Source organism: Coprococcus sp. RTP21281st1_F1_RTP21281_210402 (assembly GCF_040915325.1).
Taxonomy (GTDB): Bacteria; Bacillota; Clostridia; order Lachnospirales; family Lachnospiraceae; genus Coprococcus; species Coprococcus aceti.
The window spans coordinates 169,557-188,588 of the sequence record NZ_JBCPDQ010000004.1; the positions used below are offsets into that span (position 1 = coordinate 169,557).

Consider the following 19,032-nt stretch of genomic DNA (forward strand, 5'->3'; position numbering starts at 1 on the left):
TAAAATATATAAGTGGACGGAGGAAAGAATCCCCCGTCCACTTTATTTTTTATTTTACTGTAACTTTGCATCTGGCAGATATATTGCCGGAAGTATATGTCTTTTTCTCAGTGCTGTTTGAAGGTGTGAGAACCGGTTTCAGCAGATAGCTCTTGCCGCGCTTCAATGTGATGGCTGTCACATTGACACGCATTGTCGCGGTGACCTTTTTCCCGTATTTGCGGGTCTCGGTTATCATCCTCTGCGGCATAGACAGAGACAGGGATCGTCAAAGTCGGTGCTGCAGCCATTATAAATGCTGGCAATAATTTTCTTATCCTCATAGACATAGGCTCCTCTCTTTCATTAAAGGTCAATCTGTTTATAAAAAACATGCAAAAGGATACAAAAAGGATATAAGTTTGAAGTATACTGTGTTCAGAATCTTAGATATCGATGATTTACATAGAGTGGCACGGCGCCGTGAGGTACACAGAATGCAAAGCTGCCACGGGGAGGGAATATGAAGTATAACATATTGCTAGTTGAGGATGAGCAGAAGATAGCAGAGGGGATAATGGACTATATGAACGGCAGGGGGATGGACTACGAGACATGCTTCACCTGGGCGGCTGATGGAGACAAGGCACTGGAGCTTGTGTATGAGAACGAATACGATCTGGTGCTGCTGGACGTCATGCTTCCGGGGGCAGATGGATTTGAGATATGCAGGGCCATCAGGGCAAAGAGTTATGTGCCTGTCATTTTCCTGACTGCAAGGGGCAGGGAGGAGGACCGGCTGTATGGCTATGACATAGGTTGCGATGACTATGTGGTGAAGCCGTTTTCCATGGCGGAGCTTTCTGCAAAGATCATGTCATTCCTCAGAAGAAGCAAGGGGCTGTGGGAGAAGAAGAGCAGCATAGAGGCATATGACATCGTGATCTATCCGGACAGGCTTCAGGTATTTGCCGCTGGGAACGAGGTAAGGCTTGCACCGAAGGAATATGCCATGCTGAAGTATTTTATGGAGCACAGAGGAATGCTTATCACAAGGGATGATCTTCTGGTCAGGCTGTGGGGCTATGATTATGAGGGCAGCGACAGGGTAGTGGACAATCATATCAAGAAGCTTCGACAGGCACTTGGAGAGTCGGGTAAAAAGATCAAGACAGTATTTGCAAAGGGATACAGGATGGATTGAGACTGTGCGAAACGGTGCAAAGTGTAGATATAATTAATGGATGTGTCAGTACACAGACCCCATGACTCGGAGGTTATTAAAAGGGAAAGGATGTTTTATAATATGAAGAAAAATAAAAATATGTTATATGGGAAAAAACAAAGATTCGGCTCATTTTTTCTGAGAATATTTGTGCCGTTTATATTGGTGGCAGCATTGCTGGGAGGGATCGTGACCTATCTGTTGATATCTATATATAATACTAGTGTAGACAACGGTGTAGCGAGTGCTGAGGAACGAATCAGGTCAAATGTAAATGAAGCGGTTACAGAATATCAAGATGCACTGGCAGGAGCCTATGTGGATGGGATCAATTATGATTTTGAGACTGCGGATAACAAATTCACCAGTGATGTTGAATATACGTGCGAAATGCTAAGTGCGATTGCAGTGGATGGCGGTGCTGCTGCAAGTCTGTACTATAAGGACTCAGATGGCACTTTGACATTGGTTGCCGGGCATGACTACCGTATGTTTTTTGTTGTCACAGATGATAACAATAAAAAGTTTAGATTGTCATGTACATATGAGGATTATCAGAAGATGATGGCGGAGGCTCCAAGATACGGAAGTGCCGATGGTTTGCCTGCTTTATCCAGGATAGAAGAGATATATGTAAAGGGAACCAGTTTCTGGATAAGTAAATACAGTTACTATGACTACGGTGATGACGTTAAGGTTATAGGAACTCATGAGGCCCAAATGGACTATGGCGAATCTGATGAGAAGAGTGTCACAGTAACAGAGATCCCCGATGGTTATGTGAAGCTTGACACAAGCAAAGGATACCATTTTTATAATAGCAGTCTTATCGGTTCGGGAGCAGCTTCCCGTAATATGGATTATGAAGGAAATATAGAGACTCTTGTGGCAGATCTGGGGGACTCCGGTGTTGGAAGTTTATCAAGAGTCAGTAGGAATTGTGATCAGGGAAAGCACAACACCGATGTGGTAGCGATTGGAAATAGTTATTATCTGGTGATGGATTATCACACCGACCTCGTAAAGTCTTCATTTGGAAAAGTGATAATTGCCACGTGGATAGGAATAGCACTGCTGAGCACGCTTGTCTCACTTGCAATAGCCTATGTATTGTACAGATCATACAAATCTGTCTATGACATGGAGCAGTACAGGCGTACCACATCAAATGCTATGGCGCACGATCTGAAGAGTCCACTGGCGGTCATCTCACTTTACGCTGAAAATCTCAAGGCTGGCACAAATCCTGAGAAGAACCAGTATTATATGGACGGCATACTGGATGAGGTCAGACAGATGAATACGCAGGTTGCGACTATACTGGATATGGCTAAGGCAGAGGACGTGGATACAAAGCTCAAAAAGACAGAAGTGGATCTGACAGGCATAGTTGACACTGTGGCACAGATATATAATGAGAAAATATCGGAGAAAAACGTGCAGATCGATATATCGGGGGCATGCACGGTCTCTGCGGATGAAGCTCTGATGTATCAGGCTGTTGTCAACATCATGGATAACGCTGTCAAGTATGTGACTGATGGCGGACACATCGATGTGAAGCTATCGGATAAAGAAGTGTCATTTGTCAATTCCAGCGAACCACTTGATAAGGACACGCTGGAAGGTGCATGGAAGCCATTTGTCAAGGGGGACAATAGCCGTCACGGACACAAGGGCACCGGACTTGGACTCTCGATCGTCAAGGCCATTATGGACAGGCATGGATTTGGCTGTGAGATGAAGAATGTCGATGACGGGGTTGAAGTGAGATTGATATTCAAATAAGAAGGAGTGGGATTTATGCATTTGTCGGTATCACAGAAAAAGTTAAATGAAGAAATAGGTGATGAGTATCGCATGGAGCAGCTCACGGCGAAAATCCGGGATACAGAGAATTTGATCTCTGAGTCCGAGAAAAAGATAGCTGCCTGTGAGTTAAAATACTCGGAGCTGCTGAAAAATTTCAAGATCACTATGATCCTGATTCTGGTTGTCGTGGGAATATTTGCTTATATAGCGGCAAATGCGGCGCTTATAGCGTACAGGTTCGTTGCACAGACGTATTTGTTTATCTTTGTTGGGGCTATGGTGGTTTCGTTCATAGCCTATGTGATAAGGCGTGCCACAAAAGAGATTCCTATGTACGTTCATTGTCGCCAGGAGGAGAAAGGAACTTCCCAGGATACCAGAAATTATGTTTATAGGATAAAGCAGGAGAAGAGACATCTGGCAGACTATAAGGCAGAGCTTGAGATGGTTAAGCGGAAAGGCGCACAGACTGGATGATCAGAAGCTGTGGATCGACAGGATATTTGCGGAGAATTCATCTATGAACAGTGTGTACCCGGATGACAGCAGATATGTGCTTGAGCCGTTCTATTGATACAGGATGAATACCTGACACAGGTAAATGATGAGAAAGGCATAGTAAACGCTGCAAACAGCGGTATGACTGGATGTTATGTGCCATGCCACAATTGTATCGATAACTGTATCCACGCTGCCCTGTCTGCGGAGGTTCTATGGACATGAACCTCCGCAAGGATGGTTATTTTGTTCGGGACAGCGCCTGGTATGAGGCAGAGCGGTGCTTCGGTGATTTTGTCTCCAGATCCCTGGACAGGAAGCTTGTGCTCCTTGAGCTGGGGGTTGGATTTAACACGCCAACCATAATCCGATTTCCTTTTGAGAAGCTGACACGAGAACACGATAACATAACCCTTGTCAGGTTAAATCTCGATCAGGCTGTGATTCCAGAAAGTCTTGGGAACAGAGCTATAGGGATAAATGCAGATATAGCGGAGAGTATAAGTGATATACTCAACGTTTCAGTATCGCATCCATATCCTGCTCAGGAGCAGTGATCGGGTTTAGCTTATAATTTTCCACCAGATATTTAATCACGGTCTCAGACATGAACGCAGGCAGTGTCGGGCCGATATACATGTTGCGCACACCCAGTGACAGCAGGGTGAGAAGTATGCAGACAGCCTTCTGCTCATACCATGACAGGACAAGGGTGAGTGGGAGGTCGTTTATGCTGCAATGAAATGCATCTGCCAGAGCCAAAGCAACCTTGATGGCACTGTAGGAGTCATTGCACTGACCCATGTCGAGTATTCTTGGAATCCCGTCGATTTCGCCGAGGTCGAGATCGTTGAAACGGTATTTGCCGCAGGCGAGGGTGAGGACAAGGGTGTCCATCGGAGTCTGCTTTACGAATTCGGTGTAATAGTTGCGTCCCGGATGTGCGCCGTCACAGCCTCCAACGAGGAAAATGTGCTTGACATGTCCTGCATTGATGGCGTCTATGATCTTACCAGCCTGTGACAGAACCGCGCTGTGTCCAAATCCGGTTGTCAACATATGACCGCCGTTTATGCCGCTCATGCTCCTGTCGTGTTCGTAGCCGCCGAGCTTCTGGGCATGTTTTATGATCGGAGTGAAATCCTTTTTGCCTGCTCTTGTACATGAGATGTGAACCATGCCGTCATAACCCACGACTGATGTGGTGTAGATCCTGTTCTTGTAGCTCGGCCTTGGCGGCATGAGACAGTTGGTGGTAAAGAGCACCGGCGCGGGTATGTTCTCAAATTCCGTCTGCTGGCTCTGCCATGCGGTTCCGAAATTACCCGCCAGATTATGGTATTTGTTAAGCTCCGGATAGCCGTGCGCAGGCAGCATCTCGCAGTGGGTATATACATTTACTCCTGTCTTTTCAGTCTGCTCAAGGAGCTGTGACAGGTCGTTCAGGTCGTGACCGGAGACCACGATAAATGGCCCTTTTTTGATGTCAACATTTACTCTCGTAGGCACAGGATTGCCAAATGATTCAGTGTTGGCTTTGTCCAGCAGCTCCATGCATTTGAAATTGACCTGGCCAAATTCCATGATGAGTTCTATCCATTCGGTGACGCTGTGCTCCCTGTTAACCTCGCACAGTCCCTTGTAGAACCACTTCAGAACCTCATTATCAGTGTAGCCGAGATTCATGGCGTGATGGGCGTATGCCGCCATACCCTTGAGTCCAAACAGCAGGGTGGAACGCAAGGACACTATATCCGTGTCACCATCCCATAGGTCGATCACCTGTATCTTTTCAGCTTCAGGTCTGCTGATCTTGTTCTGCTCGTTTTTAACCCTTCCCATAAATTCTTTTATTGCATTGTCGTCAAAGTTTACATTTGTCAGGGTTGTGAAAAGACCGTCTATGATAAGTCTGTCGGCGACCGCGCTGTGTTTATTCTCATTTTTTGAGAGTTCTGCAAGTTTTATAAGCTCACACACAAGCTCGTCCTGTAGATTAGATGTGGATGGCTGCTTGCCACACACTCCGGTATTGATACATGCGGATCCCCCCGCTGTCTGCTGACACTGAAAACAAAACATATTTGACATGTACTGTATACCTCCTGAAATTATGAATCTATCTGAAAAAACTGGTGACTGCCTGGCAGTCTGTGGATTTTCTTCTAAATAGAGTATGGACAGTGAACAGGAGTTTTATACGCAAATTTGCTAAAGTATATCTGTGAAATAACATTTAGGGGGATAAAAAACTTTCGTTGCTCAGATAGAGGCGCCCTGAGAAAAAATGGAGACAGAGGTGGGGACGGAGGTACCTGTCCCCTCCGTCCCCACCTTCATTTGATACTGCGGAGTCGCCGGTTATATTGAGCAGATAAGTGCCGTCTTGCACGCATTTGACTGAAATTTTACATGGCGCTGATAGTGGGCAGATGTGAAAAAGTTTTATAGTAAATCAAATAACAGTTGATCTGGACGGGGATAAAGGAGAAATCACGGATGAAAAAGGAATACGGGGATAGACTGGCTCGCGCGCTTGAATTTGCAAATGAATCAGCCAAGTATCATGTCAGGAACTATGCGGATGGGACGCTTATGCCCGGAGATGCATATGCCGATCTGCCGATAGATGAGAGAGACCGAATGTATCTTGGACCGGATGCTGGAGCGCCCAACATGTATTCCAGAATATACCGCAGCCAAAGAGAGAAAGAGATGCGGGAGCAGGGCATGACAAATGAGCAGATAAAGCTGAGATGGGAAGCACTTGATGCCATGTGGCGCCAGGAGATAGAGGAGAGGCTCTACGGGGAAGCCAGACAGAATGATCGGTCAGAGGATGTTATATCAAGATACGAGAATGGAGGCTTGCCCGGTGATTTTCAGAGAAGGAGCGATCAGGCGGATGCGAAGAGAAGGACAAAATGGCTCGGGATACGAATAGTGCTCATAACCGTAGTAGTGGTGATCATGGCGTTCACGATACTTAATGAGGCCGGGCTGATAAACGGCATGAGTATAACAGAGCGGATATTTGACAGGGTAGAGCAGATATTTGGCGGTATGGACAACATATCATCAGGCGGTGCGGGAGCTGGTGGCGGAACAGATTCAGAAAATCCCGGCGGACTGGTGATCGTATACGGAGTAGTTATCTTCCTTATATTCAGATGGGTGAGTAAGAGCAAAAAGAAAAAAGAGAATATTTCAGATTCCAGTGTGATTTACACGGAGCTGATCCCACAGATTATCAGGAGACGTTATGGAGAGGGTAGCGTATACAGACATCAGGGCGGACTTCCTGATGAACAGATGAGAAGACTGAACTGCTTTGCTGGCAGACCATTTACACTGGATGGCAAGCCTTTGCTGGTTAACGGCCGCGACATGGTGGAGGGAACATACAAAGGTGTTCATTTCAGGTGCAGTTATGAATACATGGAGTACGAGTATTATCACGAGGACAGTGATGGTGATAAAGAGAAAAAAATAGACAAATTATTTGGGGGGCTGGTTGTTGAGATACCATATAGAAAGGTTTCATCGGCTTTGCTGGGAGTCATGGGAAACTCTGAACTGGCGATGAAGAATATATTGAAGTGTGGTTCGGAGAGTGGCGCAGTGGGAAGAATAGAAAAGACAGAAAACGAGAACTTTAATCTGCTGTTCACTATAAAATGCAATGATGAGGAGAATATATTTTATATGCTTACCCCGTATGTTATGGAGAGGCTGGCGGCACTTTATCCAAAGGAGAAGGCGGCTCTCCATGTGACATTCGATGGGGACAGATTGTATATGTGTATAAGCAAGAGTGATAAATACATGGTATTTGACGAAGAGAAAAATATAAAGAGTATGAATGATGTGGAAGCTTATCTGGACAAATACCTGCGCATGCTGCAGGAGACGCTGGATGCGGCTCTGTTACTATAGAAGAGAAATTGTGAAAATGAGCAAAAGTACACGGAGGAAAATGTATGTTTACAATATTATTTAGCAAAGGTGTGTTAGTATTTGGTGTGTTGGTGGTAATAGTTTTGATATTTTTAGCGTATGTGATAAAGACTGCAAATGCTCTGAAAGCAGCGGAAAATAAGGTAAGAGAGCTGGATTCGGATGTGGATATTGCTCTTGCAAAGAGATATGATCTGCTCACAAAACAGTATGCGATTGTAAAGTCATATATGTCGTATGAGAGCGAGAATCTGATAACATCGATAAAGCTCAGGAAAGGAATGACACCTGATGAAAAGACAGGAGTGGAGACGCTTATGAAAAACGCTTCGGATCAGATAAATGCAGTAGTGGAGGCGTATCCGGAATTGACGGCGGGCAAGAATATAGAGGTCCTTCAGAACAGCTGCACAAATGCGGAGGAGCACATCCAGGCGGCAAGAAGACTGTACAATGCAGGTGTGACAAATTATAACAATCTGTGCAGTCAGTTCCCTTCATCGGTGGTTGCAGACATAACGGGTCACAATATGGTGGAGTATTTCAAGACTGATTCGGATAAGAGATCAGATGTGATATTCTGACAGGAAATCAAGATATTTTTGCGCATAAAAAATCGGTGCGACGGGATTCGAACCCACGACCTCTTCGTCCCGAACGAAGCGCTCTACCAAGCTGAGCCACGCACCGATAGTGTTATATCAACACTGCCATAATAGTATAAGAAGATTCTGAAAAAAATGCAAGGAGTTTTCTAAATAAATTGTCAAGAAATTCACCCAGGAATATCCGAGAAACTTTTGTGAAACTGATAATCAATCAATGACAGATAACTATCCGTTTATGGGGTGACCGTAGATACATTTATGGGGTGCCCATAGATACAATTTATATAATATTTAGATTTGTTACAACGAAAATTTATAAGTGTATGGCAGAGTAATAACCAGAAAGTAGTTGATATGAGGATAAGGTGCAGGTGGTGATGGACAGAATGAAAGCCGCCTGAAATAGAGGGAGACGATAGATCATGAAGATACTTATTACTACGGACTGGTATGAACCTGTTATAAATGGAGTTGTGACATCGGTTGTAAATCTGTCAAATGAACTTAAGAAAAGAGGACATGAGGTAAAGATACTTACACTCTCGAGAAATCACCACACATATATAGTTGGAGATGTGATATATGCGGCGTCAGTAGGTGCCGGAAAGATTTATCCGGGGGCGAGGCTTAAGATGCCTGTTATCAAGGCGGTCATAGACAAACTCATAGAATGGAAACCAGATGTCATACATTCCCAATGCGAGTTCTCAACCTTCTTCATGGCGAAGAAGATAGCAGATGAGACAAATGCGCCGATAGTGCACACATACCACACGATATACGAGGATTACACTCATTACTTTTCGCCAAATGCAGCGTGGGGACGCAAAGTTGTGCAGAAACTTACCAGGATGTTATCATCGAGGGTCGATGCCATGATAGCACCAAGCAGGAAGATAGAGGATGTGCTTGAAAAGTATGATGTGTTATGTCCTGTTGAGGTGATCCCCTCTGGAATCGACATGAATAAATTCGGAAAATATATTGGAACGGACAGCAGACACAGAATCAGAGAGCAGTACGGACTCAGTGATGACCAGACAGTTCTTCTCTATGTTGGCAGATTGGCGAAGGAGAAGAATATCCAGGAGATACTTAGATGCCAGAAGAGAGTGCACGGGTATGGTACAATCCTCATGATAGTTGGAGACGGACCATATAGGGCGGAGGTAGAGGAACAGGTAAGAGCGCTTGGAATCTCAGAGAGTGTGATATTTACAGGCATGATCGAGCCTGATAAGGTGGCTGAGTATTATCAGGTTGGTGACTTCTTCGTAAGTGCATCCACGAGCGAGACTCAGGGGCTTACATATGTAGAAGCTCTGGCAGCGGGAGTGCCGCTTCTGTGCAGAGAGGATCCGTGCCTTGTAGATGTGGTTGATCCGGGAAAGAATGGCTGGAAATTTACTGATGAGGAAACATTTGAAACTGCGCTGGTGAAGTGGCTTGATATGAGTCCTGCTTTAAGGCATCAGCTCAGACGAAATGCAGTGCAGTCGGCAGATGAATTCTCCACATCGACATTTGCAGACAGAGTTGAGAAGCTTTATATGAATGTGTGCGAGCTGCAAGCACTGGTGCTGAGGGCTTGTTAGAAATTTAATTTGTATGAATTCTCTAGTGGCTGTTGGGATAAGCAGGGAAAAGATACAAAATTATCTCCAAATAGATGAAAAAGCTCTAAAAAAGAAAAAATTTTAAAAAATTATCCGTAGGACACAGAATAATGTGTTTTATGGATAATTTTTTATCTTTTAAGTGAAAACAATGTATATGAGATAAAATGTAGGTAATAAGCAAAGATGGCGAGATGGCCGGATGCATGAGTTACTATCTAGATGACAAAAAACTAAAAAAATATGCTTTATTTAAAAATACAGTTGACAATGCTATGATACTAGTGTACTATTCAACTAGTACAGCGGTATAGAAGAGCTAGACAACATACAAGGAGGAGGTGTGTGATGGAATTTAAGACGAATATCCCCATATATCTTCAGGTCATAGAGGATATAAAGCAGAAGATCATAGCGGGCACACTGCCTTTGGGATCTAAGCTTCCGTCATCAAGAGAACTTGCCATAGAATACCAGATAAATCCGAATACTGCAGCGAGGATTTACAGCGAGATGGAGTCTATGGGGTTGTCCTATACCAGACGTGGAATAGGAACATTTGTGACGGAGGATGACAGGGTCATAGACGACCTGAAAAAGGAAAGAATAGAGGAAATCATACAGAGCTTTGATGAACAGCTCACCGGTATGGGATTTTCACAGGACGAGATCCTTGAACTGCTAAAAGAACACTTTGGAAAGTAAGAAGTAATAAAAAAGAAGGGAAATGATACAATGTTAAAATGCGAACATCTTGTTAAGAAGTATATCACCACCACAGCGATATCCGACCTGTCGCTGGAGATAGAGCCGGGACACATATATGCGCTGCTCGGTCCAAATGGAAGTGGAAAGTCAACACTTATGAAGATCATAGCCGGCCTGGTCAAGCCGGACTCAGGAACTATCACAATAGATGGAGTGCCTATGACATACAGGTCAAAGAAGGACATAGCTTATATGCCGACGGAGGCGTTCTTCTTCGGATATATGAACTGTAAGGACATAGGAAAGTATTACAAAGATTTCTTTGATGACTTTGACTATGACAAATACATGGGACTGCTTGCTGAGATGGAGCTGAATCCGGATCAGAAGGCGAAGAGCATGTCTTCAGGAATGCTGGCAAAGCTCAAGATAGCGGTTACTCTGTCCAGAGACAGCAGGATCGTCATGCTGGACGAGCCACTGAACGGAATAGACATCATAGCTAGGGAGAAGATTATCAGCACGATTGTCCGGAATATATCGGATGACACAGCCGTGCTCATGTCAAGCCACCTTGTGGATGAACTTGAGAGGATCGTGGATCACGCATTCTTTATCAAGAATGGCACCTGTGTGCTTCAGGGTGATGCAGAGGAGCTGCGAGTGAACAGGGGCAAGTCGATAGTTGATATGTATAAGGAAATATATGCTTAGGAGGAACCGCTATGAACGAAGTTCATACTAGGAATCGGTTCCGACGACCTGCCCCGCTCGTGTGAGCGAGAGGAAGCACCATGCACCGAAGGTGCATTTCGCAATGGTGCTGACGACTTGCCTTCGAACGAATGTGAGGAGGCGGTACTAGTAGGGGCGATACATATTGGATAGTTAAATTTGTTGATGAAGGAGAAATAGATATTATGTTAAAGATGATGAAATATGAATACAGACGTGGAGTATTTCCACTTCTGGTGGTTATAACGGCTCTTGCGGCAGCAGAATTGCTGTTCCTGATTGGAATATTTGCAGAAAAAGATCTGCTAACTGGACTTGGTATCACCTTCCTTGTGCTGGGAGGCTGGGCTTCGTTTATGTTCGTTCTGATATATGGTGTGATAATCTACAGTCAGGATCTGAAGAACAAGACGGGGTATATGGTGTTTATGACGCCAATTTCAAATTACAAGATTATCGGTGCAAAGCTGCTTTCAATCCTGCTCACCGGTGCGACACTTGTGGCCTTTCTTGGACTGCTTATAGTTGTTGATTATAACCTGCTTAAGTCACATAACGGCGGTGTAGCTGGCGTTGAGCTTGTGCTGGATGATATTCTGGGAACAAGAGGATTGTCAATAGGAAGTGTCATTGCAAATGTTGCAGGGTTCATAGTAGTAGCACTTATTCAATTCTATACAATGATCACCATAGCGTACCTCGCAGTGTCACTGTCTTCCACAGTGCTCCAGAATAAGAAGATAAAGGGCGTTGTCAGCTTTATACTTTTTGTGGCTCTTTATGTGCTGGTGAGCTACATAGCATACAAGCTTCCGCACCTTGGGAAGAACGTGCAGGTGGAGACTATGCTTGACGCGATGTATAAGAACATACCGCAGCTTATTCTCTATGTTGTATGCATGATCGGCAGTTATATAGGAAGTGCGACACTGCTGTCTAAGAAGATCAGTTTATAATGTAATGAGAGGAATGCATTAAGATGGCAGTAGATATGAGGAATGGTGATGTGATGAAATGGTTTAGATACCTGGTTACAGGAGTCTGCACAGGAGTCATAGTAGTGCTCCTTGTACCTGTGGCTGTGTGTGGGATCTGTGCATATGGTGTGTGGCGGCTGCTCAATATGGTAACAGGCGGAAATAAAGAGCCACGCAGGACGATGATAAAGCAGAATTTATAATTGCATATTTTTAATCAACAAGATAACCCGGAGTGAGAAAATGTCTCACTCCGGGTTATTGACGTTCGGGGAGGAATCATGTAGTATTTTCACTAGAGTTAGATAAGACTAACCAAACCTATTTGTCACAAGGAGGTTTTGTATGAGTGAAAATACATGGGAGATCATGAAGGGCATGGAGCTCGGTGACGTGGAACTTCAGATGGCACTTCAATGTGCACCGGTGATAACGGGTGTCAAGGTGTCAAATCTGCTGAACATAGAACTCAGCGGATATCGTCAGATGGTGGAGATACTGAAGGACAGTGATATATGTATGTACACACTGGGAGCAACCTGTGGCAGGGTAAATGTATTTATCTACAATGCGGCAAAGCTCAGGGCATTTGTCCAGAGGGATGATGTGCAAAGACTTATGTCTGAGCTGGGATATGAGGACATGGAGCTTTCTGAGATACTTGCGGTGTTTCGTGAAAAATATCAGCAGTACTTAAAGAGCAGAGGAAGATTCACCTCAAAACAACCGGCACATGAAGATCAGGCTTGTGGCGATGGATCTTTTGGCAAGGAGTGGTTTCCACACGAGATGGGCTTGTTGCTGGGATACCCGCCAGAGGATGTGGAGGGATTTATTCTGCAGAACGGAAGAAATGCACTTTGCTCCGGTTATTGGAAGGTATATGGGGATGCTGAATCAAAGCGGAGAACATTTCATATATTTGAATGTGCGGAAGAGAGACTTATTCAATTTCTTTCAAATGGACTGCATATGAGAGATATCATGGGGATGTACACGGCGAGCAGAAACGCGGCGTAGAAGTATATGGAAAGATGCAGATAAACACAGTTTACAAGGATGTATAGGGAAAGCCCCCTTTTACATATAATTTCATAAGGAGGATTATTATGAGCAAAATTAATATCGTATTCTGGACACAGGGCGGAAATACACAGATGATGGCGGAGGCTATCGCAGACGGCGTGAGAGATGCCGGAAAGGAAGCGGAGGTAGTATTTGTAAGCAGCATCACACCGGATGCACTCAAGGATGAACCAGTATTTGCACTTGGATGCCCGGCTATGGGAGCTGAGGTGCTTGAGGAGGCTGAGATGGAGCCATTTGTTGCTGAGGTTGAGGGATTTGCTTCAGGCAAGAAGATCGCACTCTTCGGTTCATACGGCTGGGGAGATGGCGAGTGGATGCGCGACTGGGAGGCGAGAATGCAGTCAGCAGGCGCAGAACTCGTAGGCGGAGCCGGACTTATGTGTCATGAGACACCTGACGCAGAAGGCCTTGAGGAGTGTAGGGAGCTTGGACGCCAGCTGGCAAATGCCTGATTGACGGACGATAAAAAATAACCATATATATGCAGTCACGTTCGGCTTCCATTGATTCGACCAGTTATATATGCATGCGGCTACGCAAACGATAAGGGCGTTGTTTGCTTCGCCTTAGCAGGTAACTGATCGAACCAATGGAGCCTTCACTACCGACTGCCATATATATGGTTATTTTTTATCTGCGTGCCTAGTCGTGGGGAAAATCACTTTAGTGTCCTGCGTACTGAGCTTTGTGGGCGCCGTGGCGCTTAATGTGTGCTGTTATGTATGGAGCTATTGTAACATGTTTGTCCATGGCATTTCCAACTATGGCGATTCCCTTGCCCATGGTGAATGCAGCAAGAACTGTTCCGATTCCCAGGCCGTAGATATGACCGAGGATAAAACCTGTCATGGCAGCTGTCGTTGCAAGGCAGATTACATCAAACGAAATCTTAACCTTGGAATATTTTGCCGATATAATCTCAGACAGCTCTCTTGGGAAAAGGTCTGTCGGGATGATTGGAAGTCCACATCTGTTGGACAGTGCGATTCCGATACATATCAAAATGTAACTTATCACAAAGTAAAGGATTCTCCATGGGAGGGCAGTTGGCAAAGCCCCGATCCACATCTCATGGATATCCAGCATCTTGCCAAATACGAAACCAACTATGAAACTGCACAGGTACTGGGGGACAAATTTCCTTCTCATGATCATGAGAGTGAGAATAAGTACGCCCTGAAATATGTATGTCCAGGTTCCGAGAGTCAGTCTTGGAAGAACCAGCGAGAATGCGTATGGCACGCTGGATATTGCCGATATTCCTGCTGCAGAATAGAGCATGAGAACCACTCCGAAACTGTTGATGGTGACTGCTGTTATCAGGGCGATCTCGCCCCACATGTTATGCAGATGTGCATTTCCTGATTGAGTATTCATTTTCTGCTTTTCCTCATTTCTTTCATATATGATGCGTTTTATAACATATACTTTGATTTCCCCAGCATCAGGGGAGCTTTAATTGTCTAAGACTTCATATATATATCCCTGCGGTTTTTGATTGTAGCACCGACAACATCATATAACAAATAAATAGTTTTTATGGTTTGATAGATTTTGTCTATAAAAAATATTCGGATTGTATTAAAATATGAATAGGATCATGTATAAATAATGAAAAGGGGGAGTTATAAGTGAACCTGTCATATATTAGATATTTTGTTGAACTGGCCCATGTTCAGCATTATACAAATGCGGCCAGAAATCTGAATATAACGCAGCCAAGCCTCAGTCACGCAATATCCCAGCTTGAGGAAGAACTTGGGGTAATGCTTTTTGAAAAGAATGGGCGCAATACGGAGCTCACTGCATTTGGCAGAGAATTCCTTGCATGTGCAGAGCGTTCGCTTGGCACGCTTGATGCGGGGGTGGAGTCCATACAAAAGGAGGCTGCCGGGGATGGCGTGATACGGCTTGGTCTCATAAGACCTCTTGGAATGGAATTTGTACCGCGTCTGGCAGCGGAGTATTTGAAGAAAGCTGAAAACAGAAATGTGTCGTTTACATTTCATACAGGGACCACAGGGCAATTGCTTGATGATCTTGCGGCCAGAAAATATGACATGGTTTTCTGTTCAAGACCGCCTGAGACGATGGGATTTTCCGCCGTTCCTGTCGGCAGACAGGATCTTGTTGTCATAGCACCGTCGGGACATTATTTGGCAGATAGGGATTCGGTGACACTTGAGGATACACTTGGATATAAACACGTATATTTTTCGAAGGGATCTGGAATGAGAAGCCTGGTGGATGAGATGTTTGAAGGACTTGGCAAAGCTCCTGAGATAGCATGCGAAACGGAGGAGGATGAGGTCATAGCCGGACTTGTGGCAGCAGGGTTTGGAATAGCGGTAGTCCCTTACATGGATATACTCAAAAGGCTTGATGTGAAGGTTCTTAGCATAAAACATCAGCTGGTTGACAGGCTTTATTATGTTGTTCATGACAGCCGGACATATATGTCCCCTGTGGCGACAAAATTCCATAAATATGTGTTATCTAGTAATTGACAAATTAAGGTATGATATATAGAATGGTTCTCATATGAACTTATAAAATTGAGAAAATGTTGCACAAATCAAATTGTACAATTACTACAATAAATCGCCAGGAAGTTTAAGGGGGCGCATAGTTAGTGGATAGGACTGCTGTATTTAATATAGCATTTGAAATGTGGGGAATATTAATCTGTCTGTTTGCATTTGTGGTTATATTCCTTCAGAAGAATAATAATAGAGATAAAAAGAATGTGAGTCTATGTATGGAGGCTGCATGTATCATCCTGCTGGCTGCAGATATGTTGTCATGGTATTATCAGGGAAAAACAGGACAGACAGCCTATTACATGCTGAAGATAAGCAATTTTGCCGTGTTCTTTATCAACTATTTATATATGACTCTGTTTACGTTTTATCTTCTTGTCATTCTCAACAGAGGAGAGACGAAGATGCCAGCGAAAGCAAGGGGCGTGGTAGTTCTGAGTGCTGCTGGGATAGTCCTGCTCATTATATCCCAGTTCAGTGACAAGCTGTTCTATTATATAGATGATAACAACTTCTATAACAGGAGCAGCGGTTATCTGTTGTCGCAGCTTATTGCAGCAGCAGGACTTGTTCTAAGTTTTTCGATACTTTTGCAGTATAAAAAAAGACTGGAAAAAAGAGTTTTCTGGTCAAGTGTTTTGTATTTTATCCTGCCATGTATATCCACGGTTGTTGTCATATTCTATTATGGGATTTCATTCCAGACGATATCTGTGGTGGCTTCTACACAGATCATGTTTGCAGTTGATATGGTCGAGATGGACAGATCACTTGCGAGATCCAGACAGGAGGTTGAGCGTACAAAGTACGAGGCTGAGCATGATCTTCTGACCGGCATGTACAACAAGACAGCCGGAATGCAGAGGATAAGAGAGTATATAGATAACATGACTGACGAAGATAGTGCTTCTCTTGTATTTGTGGATATAGATGATTTCAAGAGTGTAAATGATACATATGGTCACGCAGTTGGTGATTACTGGATTGAGAAGGTGGCAAAGTTTCTCCGGAGTGACTGCTATGAAGAGGACGTTGCCTGCAGGTATGGTGGAGACGAGTATGTTGTGCTTCACAAGGGCTTATCGGATATATCTGTTCTGGAGTCAAAGGTGATAAGATTTGCCAGAAAACTTCAGCGCAAGACAATGGAGAGAGGGCAGAATGTCCATTGCAGTGCTGGTATATGTCAGATCAATGGTTCAGGATTCAGCACAGAAGAGTGTATGAATGTCGCGGACACTGCGCTGTATGAAGCAAAAAAGAAGGGCAAGAATGTCAGCGTGATCCACAGCATCAACAGGGATGGTACGGACAGAGTGACCGTACTTGACAAGATAGAGTCTGATATAAAAAAGGCTCAATCCAGGGTAGAGGCAAGGATCGCATATATGTATATTGATATTATATATGTTAATTATGAGAACGATAAATACCGTGTTATAAAAGGCGATTCTGAGCTGAACAATGCTGTATCTTGTGCGAATAACTACGATGAAGTAATTGGATTGATAAGTAACCGGTTTGACTCGGATCGGTCAAGAAAAATAGTCAGAGATTTTCTCAGCCGCGAGCGCATGGAGAGTTACACAGGCGGCAATACGGAATATCAGACAGAAAATTTCCTCAGAGGGGTTTTGTCAGTCAGTTGTGCAAACAACCATGGGGGTGCAAGCCTTATACATGCTATCCCAGTGGAAGAGGATGGTGACAGAGGCTACTTTGTGGTCGTACAGGATCTTGACATATATGCTGGTTGAAGTATAAAATCATACATAATAATTAAAACGAAAACAAGTTGGTGGATTTTTCCGGATCAGGTCATCTTTTCGCCCCACAACCGTAAGGTTGTGGGGCTTTATTTATGCCATCCGGGGACGGAGGTTTTATGAACGAGAATTTTATGAAAGAAAAGCCGGTGTTCCCACTTTTGATGTCCATGGCACTGCCTATGGTTATATCGATGATGGTGAATGCTTTGTACAATATAGTTGACAGTTTCTTTGTGGCGAAGATAAGTGAGGATGCGATGACAGCACTTTCGTATGTATTTCCACTGCAGAATTTTGTAAATGCTGTGGCGATCGGATTTGGTGTTGGAATAAACGCGGTGATAGCCATATATCTTGGAGCCAAGGACAATGAGCGGGCAGATCGTGCAGCTAGTTGGGGGATGTTTCTTGCTGTTATACAGGGAATAGTGATGACAGTCGTGTGTATTGCCATCATTCCATCGTTTCTCAGAGCCTTCAAGGCAAGTGGAGACGTCCTTGACCTTGGCTGTCGTTACGCAGACATAGTATTTGGATTTTCTATAATTATTTCGGTTGATCTTGCATTTGAGAAGGTGTTCCAGTCGGTTGGACGCATGATAGTTACAATGGTTGGACTGATGGGCGGCTGCATTGTGAATATAGTGCTTGATCCGCTGCTGATATTTGGTGTGGGACCATTTCCTGAAATGGGTATAGAAGGCGCTGCACTGGCAACTGGCCTGGGACAGGTGTTTACACTGATCATTTATTTTATTGTGTACTTTGGAAGACCGATAAATGTGAAGTTCGGCATAAAGCATTTGCATGAGGGCGGTCTGATGGTGAAGAAGCTTTATGCCATAGGTATACCTGCCATACTCAATATGGCACTGCCGTCTCTGCTCACAAGCGCACTCAACGCCATACTCAGCATGTATTCGGCAACTTATGTCATGATCCTGGGCGTGTACTACAAACTTCAGACATTCCTGTATATGCCGGCAAATGGAATCATTCAGGGAATGCGTCCTATCATAGGCTATAACTATGGTGCCGGAGAGCATGCCAGGGTGAAGAAGATATTCACCATAACGCTTGCATTAAATGTTGGAATCATGCTGGCTGGAACAGTTGTGTGCCTGCTCATCCCGGAAAGGCTTATAGGTATGTTCACAGAGAATGTGTCTACAATAAATGCAGGTGGAACAGCACTGCGCATCATATGCGCCGGATTTGTAGTGTCGGCTGTGTCGGTAACTGCATCGGGGGCACTTGAGGGATTGGGAAAGGGAACTCCGTCCCTGCTCATATCCCTGCTCAGATATGTGGTTGTCATAATCCCGGCTGCATGGATACTTTCAAGGCTTTGTGGTTTCGGACCTGCTGGTGTGTGGAATGCGTTCTGGGTAGCAGAGCTTATAACGGCGGCGTGTGCGGCGTTTATATATAGAGGGGCTATGAAGGGACAGCGTGAAGGGGCTTAGATAAATTGAAGATGTAATACAAATAAAGTCACGACGTTGATGCTGAGTGGTAT

At 44.4% G+C, this 19,032-nt stretch carries 20 protein-coding genes and 1 tRNA gene; 17 read left to right on the forward strand and 4 right to left on the reverse strand.

Annotation, left to right across the window (positions count from 1 at the left end):
• Positions 1–49: 49 nt before the first annotated feature.
• Positions 50–238: a hypothetical protein gene (locus tag AB5150_RS06850; protein ID WP_117874531.1), complete on the reverse strand. Its 189-nt coding sequence runs from the start codon at positions 236–238 to the stop codon at positions 50–52.
• A gap of 264 nt (positions 239–502) precedes the next feature.
• Here AB5150_RS06850 and AB5150_RS06855 point away from each other — a divergent pair, with 264 nt between their 5' ends.
• The 5 genes from AB5150_RS06855 to AB5150_RS06875 all read left to right on the forward strand — a co-directional run bounded on the left by AB5150_RS06855 (position 503) and on the right by AB5150_RS06875 (position 4,071).
• A complete protein-coding gene (locus AB5150_RS06855; protein ID WP_173796167.1) occupies positions 503–1,183 on the forward strand; it encodes a response regulator transcription factor in 681 nt (226 codons plus the stop codon).
• 102 nt (positions 1,184–1,285) lie between these two features.
• Positions 1,286–2,992 carry a sensor histidine kinase gene (locus AB5150_RS06860; protein ID WP_368291540.1) on the forward strand — a complete coding sequence of 569 codons (1,707 nt, stop codon included), beginning with the start codon at positions 1,286–1,288 and terminating at the stop codon, positions 2,990–2,992.
• Between the two features lie 15 nt (positions 2,993–3,007).
• The gene (locus AB5150_RS06865) at positions 3,008–3,493 is read left to right on the forward strand and encodes a hypothetical protein (protein WP_368291541.1); all 486 of its coding nucleotides are present in this window, start codon (positions 3,008–3,010) and stop codon (positions 3,491–3,493) included.
• The gene (locus tag AB5150_RS06870; RefSeq protein WP_368291542.1) at positions 3,456–3,590 is read left to right on the forward strand and encodes a hypothetical protein; all 135 of its coding nucleotides are present in this window, start codon (positions 3,456–3,458) and stop codon (positions 3,588–3,590) included. The genes AB5150_RS06865 and AB5150_RS06870 overlap by 38 nt, the downstream gene beginning before the upstream one ends.
• 145 nt (positions 3,591–3,735) lie before the next feature.
• Positions 3,736–4,071 carry a hypothetical protein gene (locus AB5150_RS06875; protein WP_368291543.1) on the forward strand — a complete coding sequence of 112 codons (336 nt, stop codon included), beginning with the start codon at positions 3,736–3,738 and terminating at the stop codon, positions 4,069–4,071.
• On the opposite strand, the gene hcp is transcribed toward AB5150_RS06875, so the two are convergent.
• Positions 4,028–5,596: a hydroxylamine reductase gene (hcp, locus tag AB5150_RS06880; RefSeq protein ID WP_368291614.1), complete on the reverse strand. Its 1,569-nt coding sequence runs from the start codon at positions 5,594–5,596 to the stop codon at positions 4,028–4,030. The two genes, AB5150_RS06875 and hcp, sit on opposite strands and share 44 nt — an antisense overlap.
• A gap of 417 nt (positions 5,597–6,013) precedes the next feature.
• On the opposite strand from hcp, the gene AB5150_RS06885 reads away from it, so the two are divergent.
• Together AB5150_RS06885 and AB5150_RS06890 are read left to right on the forward strand one after the other, a co-directional pair.
• Positions 6,014–7,450, forward strand: a complete 1,437-nt coding sequence (locus AB5150_RS06885) for a DUF3137 domain-containing protein (RefSeq protein ID WP_173795082.1) — start codon at positions 6,014–6,016, stop codon at positions 7,448–7,450.
• Positions 7,451–7,494: 44 nt separating this feature from the next.
• Positions 7,495–8,055: a LemA family protein gene (locus tag AB5150_RS06890; protein ID WP_022217293.1), complete on the forward strand. Its 561-nt coding sequence runs from the start codon at positions 7,495–7,497 to the stop codon at positions 8,053–8,055.
• Between the two features lie 32 nt (positions 8,056–8,087).
• On the opposite strand, the gene AB5150_RS06895 is transcribed toward AB5150_RS06890, so the two are convergent.
• A tRNA-Pro gene (locus AB5150_RS06895) sits at positions 8,088–8,161 on the reverse strand.
• 340 nt (positions 8,162–8,501) lie between these two features.
• Between AB5150_RS06895 and AB5150_RS06900 the strand changes: the two genes are divergently transcribed.
• The 7 genes from AB5150_RS06900 (at position 8,502) to AB5150_RS06930 (ending at position 13,656) form a co-directional block, all read left to right on the forward strand.
• Positions 8,502–9,674 (forward strand): glycosyltransferase family 4 protein, encoded by a 1,173-nt coding sequence (locus AB5150_RS06900; protein WP_022217294.1) that lies wholly within the window; start codon positions 8,502–8,504, stop codon positions 9,672–9,674.
• A gap of 369 nt (positions 9,675–10,043) precedes the next feature.
• Positions 10,044–10,400 carry a GntR family transcriptional regulator gene (locus AB5150_RS06905; protein ID WP_055273124.1) on the forward strand — a complete coding sequence of 119 codons (357 nt, stop codon included), beginning with the start codon at positions 10,044–10,046 and terminating at the stop codon, positions 10,398–10,400.
• Between the two features lie 30 nt (positions 10,401–10,430).
• Positions 10,431–11,117, forward strand: coding sequence for an ABC transporter ATP-binding protein (locus AB5150_RS06910; RefSeq protein ID WP_117874539.1), 687 nt, complete (start codon positions 10,431–10,433; stop codon positions 11,115–11,117).
• A gap of 206 nt (positions 11,118–11,323) precedes the next feature.
• Positions 11,324–12,094 carry an ABC transporter permease gene (locus tag AB5150_RS06915; RefSeq protein WP_368291545.1) on the forward strand — a complete coding sequence of 257 codons (771 nt, stop codon included), beginning with the start codon at positions 11,324–11,326 and terminating at the stop codon, positions 12,092–12,094.
• A gap of 23 nt (positions 12,095–12,117) precedes the next feature.
• Positions 12,118–12,318 carry a hypothetical protein gene (locus tag AB5150_RS06920; RefSeq protein ID WP_015533727.1) on the forward strand — a complete coding sequence of 67 codons (201 nt, stop codon included), beginning with the start codon at positions 12,118–12,120 and terminating at the stop codon, positions 12,316–12,318.
• Positions 12,319–12,460: 142 nt separating this feature from the next.
• Positions 12,461–13,135 (forward strand): DUF3793 family protein, encoded by a 675-nt coding sequence (locus tag AB5150_RS06925; protein WP_368291546.1) that lies wholly within the window; start codon positions 12,461–12,463, stop codon positions 13,133–13,135.
• 89 nt (positions 13,136–13,224) lie between these two features.
• Positions 13,225–13,656: a flavodoxin gene (locus tag AB5150_RS06930; RefSeq protein ID WP_368291547.1), complete on the forward strand. Its 432-nt coding sequence runs from the start codon at positions 13,225–13,227 to the stop codon at positions 13,654–13,656.
• Positions 13,657–13,867: 211 nt separating this feature from the next.
• On the opposite strand, the gene AB5150_RS06935 is transcribed toward AB5150_RS06930, so the two are convergent.
• Positions 13,868–14,581 carry a DUF6198 family protein gene (locus AB5150_RS06935; protein ID WP_022217299.1) on the reverse strand — a complete coding sequence of 238 codons (714 nt, stop codon included), beginning with the start codon at positions 14,579–14,581 and terminating at the stop codon, positions 13,868–13,870.
• A 254-nt stretch (positions 14,582–14,835) separates the two neighbouring features.
• Here AB5150_RS06935 and AB5150_RS06940 point away from each other — a divergent pair, with 254 nt between their 5' ends.
• From AB5150_RS06940 to AB5150_RS06950, 3 genes are all read left to right on the forward strand, one after another.
• On the forward strand, positions 14,836–15,711 hold the full coding sequence (locus AB5150_RS06940) for a LysR family transcriptional regulator (protein WP_055146621.1): 876 nt from the start codon (positions 14,836–14,838) through the stop codon (positions 15,709–15,711).
• A gap of 125 nt (positions 15,712–15,836) precedes the next feature.
• On the forward strand, positions 15,837–17,501 hold the full coding sequence (locus tag AB5150_RS06945; protein ID WP_208895990.1) for a GGDEF domain-containing protein: 1,665 nt from the start codon (positions 15,837–15,839) through the stop codon (positions 17,499–17,501).
• 128 nt (positions 17,502–17,629) lie between these two features.
• A complete protein-coding gene (locus AB5150_RS06950) occupies positions 17,630–18,979 on the forward strand; it encodes an MATE family efflux transporter (protein ID WP_368291549.1) in 1,350 nt (449 codons plus the stop codon).
• Positions 18,980–19,032 lie beyond the last annotated feature (53 nt).